The sequence below is a fragment of the Cupriavidus taiwanensis genome (assembly GCF_900249755.1).
GTDB classification, from domain to species: Bacteria; Pseudomonadota; Gammaproteobacteria; order Burkholderiales; family Burkholderiaceae; genus Cupriavidus; species Cupriavidus taiwanensis_D.
This window is the reverse complement of sequence record NZ_LT976853.1, coordinates 973176-987778: the sequence shown is the minus strand read 5'-3', so window position 1 is coordinate 987778 and position 14603 is coordinate 973176. Positions and strand designations below refer to the sequence as shown.

15 protein-coding genes are annotated in these 14603 nt (G+C 70.4%); 9 read left to right on the top strand and 6 right to left on the bottom strand.

All coding sequences use genetic code 11. The annotated features are described in order from the left end of the window. Positions 1-14 precede the first annotated feature (14 nt). The 5 genes from CBM2594_RS04490 (at position 15) to CBM2594_RS04470 (ending at position 3687) form a co-directional block, all read left to right on the top strand. Positions 15-956 carry a 2-hydroxyacid dehydrogenase gene (locus CBM2594_RS04490; RefSeq protein ID WP_116355792.1) on the top strand — a complete coding sequence of 314 codons (942 nt, stop codon included), beginning with the start codon at positions 15-17 and terminating at the stop codon, positions 954-956. Positions 957-1028: 72 nt separating this feature from the next. Next, positions 1029-1223, top strand: a complete 195-nt coding sequence (locus CBM2594_RS04485) for a DUF1059 domain-containing protein (RefSeq protein WP_116355791.1) — start codon at positions 1029-1031, stop codon at positions 1221-1223. Positions 1224-1442: 219 nt separating this feature from the next. Beyond that, the gene (gene modA / locus CBM2594_RS04480; RefSeq protein ID WP_116355790.1) at positions 1443-2213 is read left to right on the top strand and encodes a molybdate ABC transporter substrate-binding protein; all 771 of its coding nucleotides are present in this window, start codon (positions 1443-1445) and stop codon (positions 2211-2213) included. Between the two features lie 18 nt (positions 2214-2231). Further along, positions 2232-2942 carry a molybdate ABC transporter permease subunit gene (modB, locus tag CBM2594_RS04475; RefSeq protein WP_116355789.1) on the top strand — a complete coding sequence of 237 codons (711 nt, stop codon included), beginning with the start codon at positions 2232-2234 and terminating at the stop codon, positions 2940-2942. A gap of 22 nt (positions 2943-2964) precedes the next feature. After that, a complete protein-coding gene (locus CBM2594_RS04470) occupies positions 2965-3687 on the top strand; it encodes an ATP-binding cassette domain-containing protein (protein ID WP_116357683.1) in 723 nt (240 codons plus the stop codon). Here the strand turns inward: CBM2594_RS04470 and CBM2594_RS04465 are convergent. The 4 genes from CBM2594_RS04465 to CBM2594_RS04450 all read right to left on the bottom strand — a co-directional run bounded on the left by CBM2594_RS04465 (position 3657) and on the right by CBM2594_RS04450 (position 8288). Continuing rightward, the gene (locus CBM2594_RS04465) at positions 3657-4196 is read right to left on the bottom strand and encodes a class IV adenylate cyclase (protein WP_116355788.1); all 540 of its coding nucleotides are present in this window, start codon (positions 4194-4196) and stop codon (positions 3657-3659) included. The two genes, CBM2594_RS04470 and CBM2594_RS04465, sit on opposite strands and share 31 nt — an antisense overlap. 14 nt (positions 4197-4210) lie before the next feature. Then, positions 4211-5005: a TOBE domain-containing protein gene (locus CBM2594_RS04460; protein WP_116355787.1), complete on the bottom strand. Its 795-nt coding sequence runs from the start codon at positions 5003-5005 to the stop codon at positions 4211-4213. Positions 5006-5102: 97 nt separating this feature from the next. Next, the gene (fabI, locus tag CBM2594_RS04455) at positions 5103-5882 is read right to left on the bottom strand and encodes an enoyl-ACP reductase FabI (protein WP_116355786.1); all 780 of its coding nucleotides are present in this window, start codon (positions 5880-5882) and stop codon (positions 5103-5105) included. Positions 5883-5918: 36 nt separating this feature from the next. Continuing rightward, positions 5919-8288, bottom strand: coding sequence for a DUF3141 domain-containing protein (locus CBM2594_RS04450; protein ID WP_116355785.1), 2370 nt, complete (start codon positions 8286-8288; stop codon positions 5919-5921). A gap of 331 nt (positions 8289-8619) precedes the next feature. Here CBM2594_RS04450 and CBM2594_RS04445 point away from each other — a divergent pair, with 331 nt between their 5' ends. Further along, positions 8620-9606 carry a phosphate acetyltransferase gene (locus tag CBM2594_RS04445; RefSeq protein ID WP_116355784.1) on the top strand — a complete coding sequence of 329 codons (987 nt, stop codon included), beginning with the start codon at positions 8620-8622 and terminating at the stop codon, positions 9604-9606. A 58-nt stretch (positions 9607-9664) separates the two neighbouring features. Continuing rightward, on the top strand, positions 9665-10900 hold the full coding sequence (locus CBM2594_RS04440) for an acetate/propionate family kinase (protein WP_116355783.1): 1236 nt from the start codon (positions 9665-9667) through the stop codon (positions 10898-10900). Position 10901: 1 nt separating this feature from the next. Here CBM2594_RS04440 and CBM2594_RS04435 read toward each other — a convergent pair whose 3' ends face one another. Beyond that, positions 10902-11726: a tyrosine-protein phosphatase gene (locus CBM2594_RS04435; protein ID WP_116355782.1), complete on the bottom strand. Its 825-nt coding sequence runs from the start codon at positions 11724-11726 to the stop codon at positions 10902-10904. 35 nt (positions 11727-11761) lie between these two features. Beyond that, positions 11762-12007, bottom strand: coding sequence for an RNA-binding protein (locus CBM2594_RS04430; RefSeq protein ID WP_116355781.1), 246 nt, complete (start codon positions 12005-12007; stop codon positions 11762-11764). Positions 12008-12315: 308 nt separating this feature from the next. Here CBM2594_RS04430 and CBM2594_RS04425 point away from each other — a divergent pair, with 308 nt between their 5' ends. Together CBM2594_RS04425 and CBM2594_RS04420 are read left to right on the top strand one after the other, a co-directional pair. After that, positions 12316-13827: a DASS family sodium-coupled anion symporter gene (locus CBM2594_RS04425; protein ID WP_116355780.1), complete on the top strand. Its 1512-nt coding sequence runs from the start codon at positions 12316-12318 to the stop codon at positions 13825-13827. 43 nt (positions 13828-13870) lie between these two features. Next, the gene (locus CBM2594_RS04420; RefSeq protein ID WP_116355779.1) at positions 13871-14566 is read left to right on the top strand and encodes a transglycosylase domain-containing protein; all 696 of its coding nucleotides are present in this window, start codon (positions 13871-13873) and stop codon (positions 14564-14566) included. Positions 14567-14603 lie beyond the last annotated feature (37 nt).

Below are 14603 nucleotides of genomic sequence, written 5' to 3'. Positions count from 1 at the left end.
CCTCCCGTTCCCCCATGCCCGCTCCCCAGATCCTCCAGGTCGGCCCGCTCGCGCCGCAGACCAATGCGACCCTGCAACAACAGTACGGCGCCGCCGCGCTGTGGCAGCACGCCGATTCCCTCGCCTGGGCGCGCAGCGAGGGGCAGCAGGTGCGCGTGGTGGTGACCTCGGCGCGCCACGGCTGCAGCGCCGCGCTGATCGATGCGCTGCCGCGGCTGGAAGCCATCGTCAGCTTCGGCGTCGGCTATGACGCGATTGCGCTCGACGCCGCCCGCGCGCGCGGCATCCAGGTCAGCAACACGCCCGACGTGCTCAACGACTGCGTCGCCGACCAGGCCTTCGGGCTGCTGCTGGATGCGGCGCGCGGCATCGCCCATGGCGACCGCTTCGTGCGCGCCGGGCGCTGGCCGCAGGGCGGCTTCCCGCTGACCACGCGCGTATCGGGCAAGAAGCTGGGCATCGTCGGCCTGGGCCGCATCGGCGAGATCGTCGCCCGGCGCGCGCAGGGCTTCGACATGGAGATTGCCTACCACAACCGCCGCCCGCGCGAAGGCGCACCGTGGCGCTTCGAGGCGGACCTGAAGGCGCTGGCGGCATGGGCAGACTTCCTGGTGGTGGCGACCGTGGGCGGGCCCTCGACCGCGGGGCTGGTGTCGCGCGAGATCCTCGATGCGCTCGGCCCGCGCGGCATCCTGGTCAACGTGTCGCGCGGCAGCGTGGTCGACGAGGCGGCGCTGGTCGCGGCGCTGGCGGAAGGCCGGCTGGGCGGCGCGGGCCTGGATGTGTTCCAGGACGAGCCCAACGTGCCGCCGGCGTTGCTGGCGATGGACCATGTCGTGCTGGCACCGCACGCGGCCAGCGGCACGCACGAAACCCGCGCCGCCATGACCGCGCTGACCCTGCAGAACCTGGACGCCTTCCTCGCCGACGGCAAGGTGCTGACGCCGGTGCTGTAGCGGCCTGGCCGCCTGCCTATACTGGATGCACCGGCCTCGGCCCCATGCTGCAGGCCGGGGTCAGGAGGCATCATGGCACGCAAGTTTATCGATTGCCGCGAGTACCCGAGCGACACCCACTGCACGGTGGCATTGAGCGCCGACAGCGAAGACGAACTGCTCGAGGCCGCGGTCCAGCACGCGGTGACGGTGCACCAGCATCAGGACACGCCTGAGCTGCGCAGCCAGTTGAAATCGATGTTCAAGGAAGGCACGCCGCCGGCCTGAAACCGCGGCAGGCTGGCGCCAGGCCGCGCCAGCCGGTTCGCGCGGGCACATTCGCTGCCCCTGATACACCACTTATGCCCATCGGAATACCCATGACACCCGTCATGGCGCATCATTGACGCATCGCTATATACAGACGTATATTGCGCCTGTCAGTCCACCTGCTCCGGTCTTGCCGCGCCTGCCACGCATGCCGGCGGCCGCTTCCCGAGGATTCCGATGCCTGCCTTCCGTTCCCGCCGCCGCGGGCTGCTGCTGGCCGCCGCCGCGGCGCTGGCGCTGGCCGCCCCGCCCGCCTTCGCCGCCGACCTGGTGGTCTCGGCCGCGGCCAGCCTTACCAACGCTTTCAAATCGCTGGCCGAATCGTACGAGCGCGCCCACCCCGGCACGCACGTGGTGCTGAACTTCGGCGCGTCCGACGTGCTGATGCAGCAGATCGTCAAGGGCGCGCCGGCCGATGTGTTCGCCTCGGCCGACCAGGAGGCGATGAACAAGGCCGAGGCCGAAAAGGTGATCGCGCCGGGCTCGCGCCGCAACTTTGCCGCCAACCAGGTGGTGCTGATCGTGCCGGCCGACAGCAAGCTGCCGATCGCCTCGCTGCAAGACCTGACGCGCCCGGAAATCCGGCGCATCGCCTACGGCAACCCGGCCTCGGTGCCGGTGGGCCGCTACACCCGCGGCGCGCTGGAAGCGGCCGGGCTGTGGGACGCGGTCGCCGCCAAGGGCGTGCCGGCGCAGAACGTGCGCCAGAGCCTGGACTACGTGGCGCGCGGCGAGGTCGAGGCCGGCTTCGTCTTCGCCACCGATGCCACGGTGATGCCCGACAAGGTCAGGGTGGCGGTGCGCGTGCCCAGCCGCACGCCGGTGACCTACCCCATCGCCATCACCAGCCAGGCGCGCCAGCCGAAGGAAGCGGCGCAGTTCGTCGACTATGTCGCCTCGCCCGAAGGCCAGGCGATCCTGTCGCGCTTCGGCTTCCACAAGCCCTGAGGCCGCGCCGCGCACGCCATGGATGCCGTCTGGGTACCGCTGCTGCTGTCGCTGAAGGTGGCGGGCTGGGCCACCGCGCTGAACGCCGTGCTCGGCGTCGGCGCGGCCTGGGCGCTGGCGCGCTGGCGCTCGCCGCTGCGCGACGTGGTCGATGCGGTGCTGACGCTGCCGCTGGTGCTGCCGCCGACCGTGCTGGGCTATTACCTGCTGGTGCTGGTGGGACGCCGTGGCGTGTTCGGCGAGTGGCTGGCGCGGCTCGGCATCGAACTGGTCTTTACCTGGCAGGGGGCGGTGCTGGCTTCGACCATCGTCGCCTTCCCGCTGGTGCTCAAGTCCGCGCGCGCCGCCTTTGAAGGCGTCGACCACCAGCTGGAAAACGCCGCGCGCGTGCTGGGCGTGCCCGAGAGCGGCATCTTTTTTCGCGTGACGCTGCCGCTGGCGGCGCGCGGCATCATCGCCGGCGTGCTGCTGGCGTTTGCGCGCGCGCTGGGCGAATTCGGCGCCACGCTGATGATCGCCGGCAACCTGCCCGGGCGCACCCAGACGCTGTCGGTGGCCATCTACGAGGCGGTCCAGGCCGGCGACGACAACACCGCCAACCTGCTGGTGCTGGTCACTTCGATCACCTGCGTGCTGCTGCTCGTGATTGCCGGGCGCCTGGTGCCTGCGGCCGCGCGCAATCCCGCTGAACACTATGAACGCCGGCGCCTGCGCCCGCGCGTCCGCTAACGCCAGGGCCACGCAGATCGCCATGAGCATGCACGTCAGCATCCGCAAGCAGATGGTCTCGGCCGACCGCCACTTTGCGCTGGATATCGACTTCGATTCGGCCAGCCGGCGCATTGCGCTGTTCGGCCCCTCCGGCGCAGGCAAGAGCCTGACGCTGCGCGCCATCGCCGGCCTGCTGGCGCCGGACAGCGGCCGCATCGTGCTGAACGGCCGCACGCTGTTCGATGCCGAAGCCGGCATCGACGTGCGCCCGCAGGAACGCCGCGTGGCCTACCTGTTCCAGGAATATGCGCTGTTCCCGCACCTGACCGTGGGCCAGAACATCGGCTTCGGGCTGGCGCGCGGCTGGCGCAATCCGCGCCGCGGCGCGCTGCATCCGCAGGCGCAGCGCTGGATCGATGCGTTCGGGCTGGCCGACATCGTCGGCAACTACCCCGCGGAAATCTCCGGCGGCCAGAAGCAGCGCGTGGCGCTGGCGCGCGCGCTGGTGGCGCAGCCCGACATCGTGCTGTTGGATGAACCTTTTTCGGCGCTGGACCCGGCGCTGCGCGCGCGCATGCGTGCGGAGCTGCGCACGCTGCAGGCCAGCCTGGACGTGCCGATGCTGGTGATCTCGCACGACCCCGCCGACGTCGAGGCGCTGGGCGACCACGTGCTGGAAATCCGCGAAGGCCGCATCTTCGGCAGCGGCACCAGCCGCCAACATCCGCCGGTCTACGCGCCGGTGTCGGCGCGCGTGGCCTGAGCCGCGCGCAGCAGGTCCACGTAGGCGCCTTCGACCAGGGCCGACGCGGGCACGCCCAGGCGCGCCAGCAAGGCATGGGCCTCGGCGACGCCGTCGGCCACGCTTTCCGCATCGGCCAGCACCACTTCCAGTTCCAGGAAATCGCCGAGCGCTTCGACCCGGTCCAGGTGCACCCGTGTGCGTCCCGCCAGGAACAGCGTGCGCAGCTTGCGCACCCGCCCGCCCTCGCCGTGCGCGGCGGCCAGCGCGGCGCGCAGCGTGCCGGGAGATGGCGTCGGCGACAGGATGTAGAAGCTCTCCTTCGGGCCGGCCGCATCGGCGCGCGCATAGAAGATCAGTTCGCCGCGGTCCGGTGCGAACTCGCGCAGCTTGAGGCGTCCGTTGGCGCAGCGAAAGAAGGTATCGTCCTGGCGGATGTATTCGGGCCCGCGCTCGGCCAGCGCCGCGGCGCGCGGCAGCAGCGCCTCGACACTGTCGATGCGGGCCTTGATCTCGACGTTTCTTGGCATCGGTGTCGCGCCGGCTACGCCATCACGCCGAGAATCACGCTCGACGCCTTGAATACCGCCACCGCGGCCACGCCCGGCTGCAGCCCCAGCGCCTCGACGCTGCCGTTGGTGACGATGGCCGCCACCGTGCCGCCACCGTCGAGCTCGATTACCACCTCGGCGTTCACCGCGCCGGGCATCACGCGCGCCACCACGCCCGCCAGCTGGTTGCGCGCCGACAGCCGCAGCCCGGGGTCGGGCAGCCCCACCAGCACCGATGACGCCTTGATCAGCGCAAAGGCCTCGACGCCCTCGGCCAGCGCCAGCGTCTCGACGCTTTCATGCGTGATGGTGGCGACGATGCGCTGGCCGCCGGCCAGCTCCAGCACCACCTCGTCGTTGACCGCGCCGCCGCGCACGCTGGCCACGCGCCCGAACAGCTTGTTGCGCGCACTGGTCTTGATCATCATTCGCCTCATCAGGTGGATATCGTCGGCCGCGCCCTCGCCCAGGCGCGACAGTTGCGCGACAAAGCGCCGGTGCTCGTCTTCGAGCGCGCGATAGGTGCGGATCAGCTGTTCGCCGCGCGCGGTCAGGCGCGTGCCGCCGCCGCCCTTGCCGCCGGCGGCGCGCACCACCAGCGGCTCGCCAGCGCTGTTGTTCATCGCATCGATGGCGTCCCACGCGGCCTTGTAGCTGATGCCGACGGCGCGCGCGGCCGCCGTGATCGAGCCGTGCTCGCCAATGGCGGCGAGCAGCGCGATGCGGTCCTTGCCGCCCCAGTCCTGCGAGCCGGAGCGGAACCAGATGGCTCCCTGGAGTTCAAGCATTGGGGGTCGGGCGCCGCTGGCCGGCACCGCAATGAAGTCGGAAACGCGGTTATGGTAATCCCAATTGCCGGCAGGGCCCCGCGCAGATGCAGTCGCGCTACGCCATGATGTTCACGCCGCCATCGACGTACACCGTATTGCCGGAAATACGCCGCGCGTACGGCGTGGCCAGGTAGGCGGTGGCGAAGCCCACGTCCATGATGTCGACCACCTCGCCCAGCGGCGCGCGCCCGGCGGCGTCGGCCAGCAGCAGGTCGAAGTCCTTCAGCCCCGACGCCGCGCGCGTCTTCAGCGGCCCCGGCGAGATTGCATGGACGCGGATGCCGCGCGGCCCCAGTTCATGCGCCAGGTAGCGGCAGCAGGCCTCCAGCGCCGCCTTGACCGGGCCCATCAGGTCATAGTTGGGCACCACGCGGCGCGCCCCCTCATAGCTCATCGCGAACAGCGTGCCGCCCTGCGTCATCAGCGGCACGGCCAGGCGCGCCATGCGCACGAACGAGTGGCAGGAGATATCCATGGCGCGCGCAAACCCCTCGGCCGACGCGTTGAGCAGCCCGCCCTGCAGGTCAGCCTGCGGCGCGAAAGCGATCGAATGGATCACCGCGTCGAGCCGGCCCCACACGCTCTCGATGCGCGCGAACAGCGCCGCCATCTGCGCCGGGTCTTCGACGTCCAGCGGCATCAGGATCGGCGCCTGCACGGCCTCGGCCAGCGGCGCGACATGCGGATAGGCCTTGTGGTTCAGGTAAGTCATGGCCACCTCGGCGCCCAGCTCGCGGAAGGCGCGGGCGCAGCCCCAGGCGATCGAATCGGCATTGGCCACGCCGGCCACCAGCACGCGGGCGCCGGCAAGCGGCGGATGGGGAACGTTGACCATGGCGGCTCCTGTCGGCACCAGAACGAATCAAAGTCCTCAGCCGCGCGGTGCGGGCTTGCGCCTGGCGGCGGCGCGCGACGACTGCGGCTTGCCAGGCTCGGCATGGACGGGCGCGCTGGCCGTGTCGGCCCGTTCTGCCGTTGCAGGTGCAGCGCCTGCCTCCGGCGCAGGGCCCGTGCCCAGGATGTCCGCGACCTCGCGATAGCGCGCCAGCCGCTCGCCCGCGAGCGGGCCGCTGACGGTCATCACGCGCTGCACCGCCGCCATCAGCTTGCGGCGGGTCTCGCGGTCCGGCACCAGTGCCGGCAGGGCCCGGAGCGCGCGCTGCGGGTCGAGCCTGACGATAAAGCTCTGCTGGCGCACAGCGGTCTTGAACGCGGCCAGGCCGGCATGGCCACCGGACGCTTCGGTAGCCTGCTGCTGCTCGCGCGCGATGCGCCGCAGCAGGTTGAAGGGCCGCTCCTCGATGGCGCTGGGCTGGTCGGCCACGTAGGCCAGCACGCGCACGAAGGCTTCCAGCGTGCCGCCCTGCGCGATCGCCGCCTCGGCATCGCGCAGGCGCCGCGCGGCCAGTTCCTCGCGCAGCGCCACGGTAACCGGCGATTCCAGGTTGACCGGCGCATGCGCCTGCAGCCCGACCAGCGCCGCCAGCGCGGGCGCTTCGTAGATCGCCTCGAAGACCTGCTCGTACCAGGCATCGCGCCAGTCACGGAACTGGTCGAGCGCGCGCACGATCTGCTCCGACGCGGCCTGCTCCAGCGCCAGCAGCGGATTGTCCGGCGCGACCGGCGCGCGATGCTCGCGCACCCACGGCGCCAGCGCGCCGATCCAGGCCATCCACGGGTTGAGGTCGGTCGCCAGCGTGCGTTCCAGCCGCGCGGGATGCAGCGCGCGCAGCCATTGCGCGCTGAACTCGCTGGACATGGCACGCACCCACGGCGAGGCAAAGGTGTCGTAGACATGCTGGTTGACCTCGGCCACGCGCCGCACCACCTCGAAGGCGCGTTCGTCATCGCGGCCATCGTCCAGCGCCAGGATGTCGGCGATGCCGCGGCGCTCGAAACGCACCAGGTAGCGCCCTTCGACCAGGTCGCGGTGCGGCAGGTCCGGGGCGATGTCTTCGATGCTGGCCTCGTACAGGCCCGGCGGCAGCACGTCGATCAGGTCCAGCGCGCAGAACAGTTCGCTGTGCTCGCGGTTGGCCACGCCGGCGGACACGAAAATGCCCAGGTGGCCCACGGTCGGGTGCAGGCAATAGACGATGACCTGGTCGTTGGCGACCAGCTCCGCGTCGGTCGCATACAGGTCCGGGATCCAGTTCAGCGCCTGCTGCGGCGGCGTGATGTTGTCCCCCCACGAGGCAAAGATGATCACCGGCGAGCGCACGTTGCGCAGGTCGACCACGGTGTTGCCGTCGGCGCTGCGTACCGCGCCCGCGGTGAGCCGGTTGCCGACGAACAGCTGCTGCACGATCCAGTCGATCTCGGCGCGGTTCATCAGGAAATGGCCGCCCCACCAGCGCTCGAAGTCAAGGAAGCGCGGGCCTTCGGTATCGACGCGCGCGTAGACGTCGTAGAGCTTTTTCCACAGCGTATTGGCGGGATTGAGCTGCTCGAAGTTCTGCACCAGCCAGGCCCCGTCGAACCTGCCGTTGCCCAGGTCGGCCGCCAGCGACGCCAGCCACGACCCGCCCAGCAGTCCGCCGCTGTAGCGCATCGGGTTGCGCCCGCGCACGCCGGACCAGTACGCCAGCGGCGCGCCGGCCAGCAGCAGCGGCCCGGTGCGTTCGGGCGCCACCGCGGCCAGCATCATCAGGGCCCAGCCGGCCTGGCAGTTGCCGATGACGAAGGGCTTGCCGGGCGCCTCGGGATGCCGCTCGCCGACGATTTGCAGGAACGCGGCCTCGGCGCGCGCCACCGCCTCGATGGTCTGGCCCGGGCACGGTTCGCGGAAGAAGGTGATGAAGTAGCACGGATGGCCGGTGCGCAGCGCGATGCCGATCTCGCTGTCGGCCTTGAAGCCGCCGATACCCGGACCATGGCCGGCGCGCGGGTCGATCACGACAAAGGGGCGCCTGGCGGGATCGGTCGGACTGCCTGCCGGCGGCACGATGCGCAGCAGCGCGTAGTTGGCCGGCTCCGGCAACTGGCGGCCATCGGCCAGCAGTTCATGCTCGAACACCAGCACCGCGGGCATGCCCTCGCGCTCATGCTCGGCCGACATATTGCCGCGCTGGCGCAGGATATCGAGCAGCAGCACGGTGCGCTGCCACGCGTCCTGGATGTACTCCAGCACCGGCTGCGCCAGCGCGCCGGAGGGGTCAGGCCCACGCGCGGGCGTGGCAGTTGTGGCGGCCGAGGTGGCGGTGCCGTCCTGCGGCAGGACGGCGCGTTCGCGTGCGGTCATGGCACTCCCCTGGTGGGCGCCATGCCGGCGGACCGCGGGCGGGGCGCGCGGCCGGCGTGACGCTTGTTGCCCTGCAACAAAAACAAGCCTAGCAGCGGCAGGGGCGCGGTGCAACCCGCGCCTGGTCGGGCGGACCGCCGCGCCACCGGCCGCGCCCATGGTCATCGGCCTGCCCCAATCGGCGCCTATACTGGGACACGGCGCCTTGCGCAATGCAGCAAGCGGCGTCCACGGATCGCCCGCAGCGGGCTCGACGCCAGCCCGCAAGCCCGGTACGCTGACCGCTGCGTTGCCCCCGGAACACGGAAACACGGAAACCCGGAACATCGTCATGACCGCTGCCTCGCCTGCCATGTCCGACCTTGCCGCGCCCGCTGCCGCTCCGGCGCAGGACAAATACGCCGCGCTGCTGGCCCGTTGCGCCGGCCTGCCGCCGATCCCGACCGCGGTGGCGCATCCCTGCGATGCGGCTTCGCTGGGCGGCGCGCTGCAGGCGGCGCAGCTGGGCCTGATCGTGCCGATCCTGGTCGGGCCGGCGGCGCGCATCCGGCAAGTGGCGGCGCAGCACGGCATTGCGCTGGGCGATACCGTGATCATCGACACGCCGCACAGCCACGCGTCGGCCGCGCGCGCGGTCGAGGCGGTGCGTGCCGGCGAGGCCGAACTGCTGATGAAAGGCAGCCTGCATACCGACGAGCTGCTGCACGAGGTCACCGCATCGTCCAGCGGGCTGCGCACCGGGCGGCGCCTGTCGCACGTGTTCGCGATGGACGTGCCGCGCTACCACAAGCCGCTGTTCATCACCGACGCCGCGGTCAACATCTTCCCCACACTGAACGAGAAGGCCGATATCTGCCGCAACGCCATCGACCTGCTGCGCACGCTGGGCATCGAGCGGCCCAAGGTGGCGATCCTGTCCGCGGTCGAGACCGTGACCGACAAGATCCCTTCGACCATCGACGCCGCCGCGCTGTGCACCATGGCACGGCGCGGCCAGATCACCGGCGGCGTGCTCGACGGCCCGCTCGCCTTCGACAACGCCATCAGCCGCGAGGCCGCCGTCACCAAGGGCATCGATTCGGAGGTCGCCGGCGACCCCGACATCCTGCTGGTGCCGGACCTGGAAGCCGGCAACATGCTGGCCAAGCAGCTCACCTTCCTGGCCGGCGCCGAAGCCGCCGGCATCGTGCTGGGCGCGCGCGTGCCCGTGATCCTGACCAGCCGGGCCGACAGCGTGCGCGCGCGCATCGGCAGCTGCGCCATCGCGGTGCTGCTGGCCCACGCGCGCCGCAGCGCCGAAGCCGCGGCGCAGGTCTGACGCGGGCCGCGCCGTCCCTGCCCTGCCGTTCCTTCCCTGCCATCGGAGACTTGCCAGCGTGACCACCCTCCACACCGCCGCGTCAGCCGTCATCCTCGTCGTCAACGCCGGCTCGTCCAGCGTCAAGGTCTCGGTCTACGCCGTGCCCGAGGCCGCGCACGGCAATGCCGACATCAACCCGGTGCTGAGCGCGCACGGCCAGATCGAGGGCATCGGCGTTGCGCCGCGCCTGAGCGCCAGCATGGCCGATGGCCGCGTGGTCGCCGACGAGACCTTTCCGCAGGCGCAGGTGGCTGACCACGATGCCGCCTTCCGCCTGGTGCGGCTGGTGCTGAGCGTGGGCCTGCGCGAACACCCGCCGGTCGCGATCGGCCACCGCGTGGTGCATGGCGGCGCGGGCTATGCGCAGGCGGTCTGCATCGACGACACCGTGATCGAAACGCTGGAAGCTTTGGTGCCGCTGGCGCCGCTGCACCAGCCGCACAACCTGACCGCGATCCGCGCGGTGCGCCAGGCCATGCCGGAGCTGCTGCAGGTGGCGTGCTTCGACACCGCCTTCCACGCCGGCCACGACGTGCTCGCGCAGCTGATGGCGCTGCCCTATGCGTACTTCGAGCGCGGCATCCGGCGCTATGGCTTCCACGGCCTGTCGTATGAATACATCGCGCGCCGGCTGCGCCAGGTGGCGCCCGACCTGGCCGAGGGCCGCGTGGTGGTGGCGCACCTGGGCAACGGCGCCAGCCTGTGCGCCATGCGCGACGGCCGCAGCGTCGAGAGCACCATGGGCCTGACCGCGCTCGACGGCCTGCCGATGGGGACGCGCTGTGGCGCGGTCGACCCGGGCGCGCTGCTGTGGCTGGCGCAGCAAGGCATGAGCCCCGCCGAGATCCAGGCGATGCTGTACCAGGAATCGGGCTTGAAGGGACTGTCCGGCGTCAGCAGCGACATGCGCGCGCTGCTGGCCAGCGACGCGCCGCGCGCGCGGCTGGCGGTGGACTTCTACGCCTATCGCGCCGCGCAGGAAATCGGCAAGCTCGCCACCACGCTGGGCGGCCTCGATGCGCTGGTGTTTACCGCGGGCATCGGCGCCAACTCGCCGCCGGTGCGCGCGCGTATCTGCGAACACCTGGCGGGGCTGTTCGGCATCATGCTCGATGCCGGCGCCAACGGCGGCAACAGCCAGCGCATCAGCCGCGACGACAGCCGCGTGCCGGTGCTGGTGCTGCCAACCGATGAAGAAGGGATGATCGCGCTGAGCACCGCGCGCATCCTGCGCGAGCGCGGCAAGCTGTGAGTCAGCCGGCCAGGTAATGCGCGCGCAGCTGCGCGACGTCGACCTGCAAGGCGTCGCGCAGGTAGTTGCCGACGCCGCCCCAGCCCGCGTCGATGGCCTGCATCGACGCCTCGAGATAACTGGCGCGGACCTCCAGCAGCGGCATCATCACCGCGGCATCGACCCCCAGCCCGGCCATCTGCGCCAGCGCCGCCGCGTTGAACTGCGCGTTGCGCTGGTTCGATTCCAGGTAGTTGGCCAGGATATCGTCCTGGCCGACACCCAGCGCCGCCAGCAACAGCAGCGCGGCAAAGCCGGTGCGGTCCTTGCCCGCGGTGCAGTGGAACAGCAGCGTGCGGCCGTCCTGCACGGTCTGCATGAAGCCGCCGAAGGCGGCGCGGTAGCGCACCGGGAAATCGCGGTACACCTCGAGCATGAACGCATCCATCTGCGCCGGCGTGCTGGCGCGCAGGCGCGGCATCAGCACATCCATCGCCATGCTGCCTTCCAGCACCGGCACCGCCTGCCAGCGAAAGCGCTGGCCGAAAGCCGCCTCGCCCGGCGACTTCTCGCCGGGCGAGCGGAAGTCCACCACCATGTCGAGCCCGAGCGCCTGCAGCCGGTCCAGGTCGGCGGCGCTGGCCAGCGCCGGATTGCCGCTGCGGTAGAGCCGGCCGTGGCGCACGCGGCGCCCCTCGGCACCCATCAGTCCGCCCAGGTCGCGCGCGTTGCTGATGCGCTCGAAAACCAGGTCTGGCACTTGCGGCGCGACAGCGGCCGCCACCGGTGTGGGCGGCATGGCCGCGAAGGCATGCGGGCATGCCGCGCGTTGAAGCCACTTGAGCATTGTTCGTTCCGGATTGTCGTTGTCAGGCGCGCGCTTCAGCGCGCGCGGTACGCCGGCACATGCCAGCGCAGGTGGCAGCCGGCGATATAGCGCCGGTCCAGCCGCGCCACCAGCTTCCATACCGTCAGCGCGCCGGCGTCGATATCGACCCAGGCCCAGGGGTGCCTCGGGTCGCCTTCCTTCACCAGTTCCACCGAACGGATCTTCGCATACCGTGCCAGCGCCTTGCGCAGCGCCGCCGGGTCCAGCCCGGCCTTCAGACCGCGTACTAAAACCTTCATGGTCGGCTCCAATTATTTCAGATCACTGCGGCTCGCGCACCACGCGGGCCGGCGCGGCGTCGGCGCCCGCTTGCGCGGAATGCCGCCCAGGCCTTGTATGGCGAGCCTCTCACTGGTATGACGCCGGCGGCGGCCGGAGAATCCGGCGATCTGCCATCGCTTTGATCTTGCGCATGACGGGCGTAACTATCCCGACCCCGGCCTCGACATCGCCCGCTGCCGGCCGGAAAATTTCAGATATGCCGAACGCGGCGGCCGCGCCAGCAGCCAGGCCGCTTCCGGCACACCCAACTACAAGGACGTCGGCAATGCCTGAACTTCCCGCCTCCCAGCCGCCCGCCCCCGTCACACCGGCCGCGACCGCACCGAAACTCACGCTGCACTGGGGCCTGTTCGCGGCCGCCGCCGCACTGGTCGCGGTGCTGGCGATCCCGCAGCCAGACGGCCTCACCATCGCCGGCCAGCGCATGCTTGCGATCCTGGCATTCGCGATCGTGGTGTGGATCACCGAAGCGGTGTCGTACGAGACCAGCGCCATCATGATCACCTCGCTGATGGCCGGGCTGATCGGCTTTGCGCCGACCGTCAACGACCCCTCGGTGCAGTACGGCACTTCCAGGGCGCTGGGCATGGCGCTGGCGGGATTCTCCAATACCGCACTGGCGCTGGTCGCGGCGGCGCTGTTTATCTCCGCGGCCATGACCGTCACCGGGCTGGACCGGCGCATCGCGCTGGTGACGCTGTCGGCGATCGGCACCAGCACGCGCCGCATCCTGATCGGCACCATCGCCGTCACCATCGCGCTAAGCCTGGTGGTGCCCAGCGCCACCGCGCGCAGCGCCTGCGTGGTGCCGATCATGATGGGCGTGATCGCCGCGTTCGGGGTCGACAAGAAGTCCAATATCGCGGCCGGCATCATGATCACGGTGGCGCAGGCCACCAGCATCTGGAACGTCGGCATCCAGACCGCTGCCGCGCAGAACCTGCTGACGGTGGGCTTCATGGACAAGCTGCTGGGCGAGCGCATCACCTGGCTGCAGTGGCTGATCGCCGGCGCGCCGTGGGCGGTGGCGATGTCGGTGGTGCTGTATTTCCTGGTGCGCTGGCTGCTGCCGGCCGAGACCGAAGCCATTCCCGGCGGCAAGGAGGCGGTGCAGCGCGAGTTGTCCGCGCTCGGCCCGATGAGCGCGCCGCAGAAGCGGCTGGCCGCGGTGTCGCTGGGGCTGCTGCTGTTCTGGGCCACCGAAGGCAAGCTGCACAGCTTCGACACCGCCACCGTGACCTTTGTCGGGCTGGTGATCCTGATGCTGCCGCGCATTGGCGTAATGGACTGGAAGACCATGCAGCAGCGCACGCCCTGGGGCACGCTGATCGTGTTCGGGGTCGGCATCAGCCTGGGCACCGCGCTGCTGTCGACCCAGGCGGGGCAGTGGCTCGGGCAGTTCGTGGTCACGCATTCCGGGCTGGCGACGCAGGGGGCGCTGCTGGTGTTCGCGATCCTGTCGGCGTTCCTGATCCTGATCCACCTGGGCTTCGCCAGCGCCACCGCGCTGACCGCGGCGCTGCTGCCGATCCTGATCTCGGTGCTGCAAACCCTGCCCGGCGACATCAACCGAGTCGGCATCACCATGCTGCTGGGCTTTACCGTCAGCTTCGGCTTTATCCTGCCGATCAACGCGCCGCAGAACATGGTGTGCCTGGGCACCGAGACCTTCAACGGGCGCCAGTTCGCGCGCATCGGCATCCCGGTCACGATCATCGGCTACGCCATGATGCTGCTGTTCGCCGCCACCTACTGGCGCTGGCTGGGCTGGGTGTAGCCGCACTCGCGCGGGGCGCGCGGCCGCTGGCACAATATGCGCCATGAAAAGCCTCTGCTCCGCCCTGCTCAAGCTGCTGCTGCTCGCCGCGATCGGCGGCGCGCTGCTGGCCGCCATCGCCATCCTGGCCGCCAACCGGCAATTGCCGTCGCTCGACGCGCTTACCGCCTTCCGCGATACGCCGGACTACGTCCCGATCGAAAAGATCCCGCGCGCGCTGACCGAGGCGGTGGTGGCGATCGAGGATGAACGCTTCTACCTGCATGACGGCATCGACTACGTCGGCGTGATCCGCGCCGGCATCGCCAACCTGTCCGACGAACTGTCGCAGGGCGCGTCGACCATCACCATGCAGGTCGCGCGCAACTTCTACCTGTCGCGTGAGAAGACCTATACGCGCAAGCTGTATGAGGTGCTGCTGTCCTACCGCATCGAAAAGGCCCTCAGCAAGGACCAGATCCTGGAGCTGTACCTGAACAAGATCTACCTGGGACAGGGCGCGTATGGCTTTGCCGATGCGGCGCGGACTTACTTCGGCAAGCGGCTGGACCAGTTGACGCTGGCCGAATGCGCGATGCTGGCGGGCTTGCCCAAGGCGCCCTCGGCGAACAACCCGGTGGCCAATCCCAGGCGCGCGCGCCAGCGGCAGGTTTATATCCTGCGGCGGATGCTGGAGCTGGGGCGGATTTCGCGGGGCGAGTATGACGGGGCGTTGCTGGAGCCGTTGCGGTTGAAGTGATGGGAAACGATGGCGCCGGCCGCGTTTCCCGTGTTGG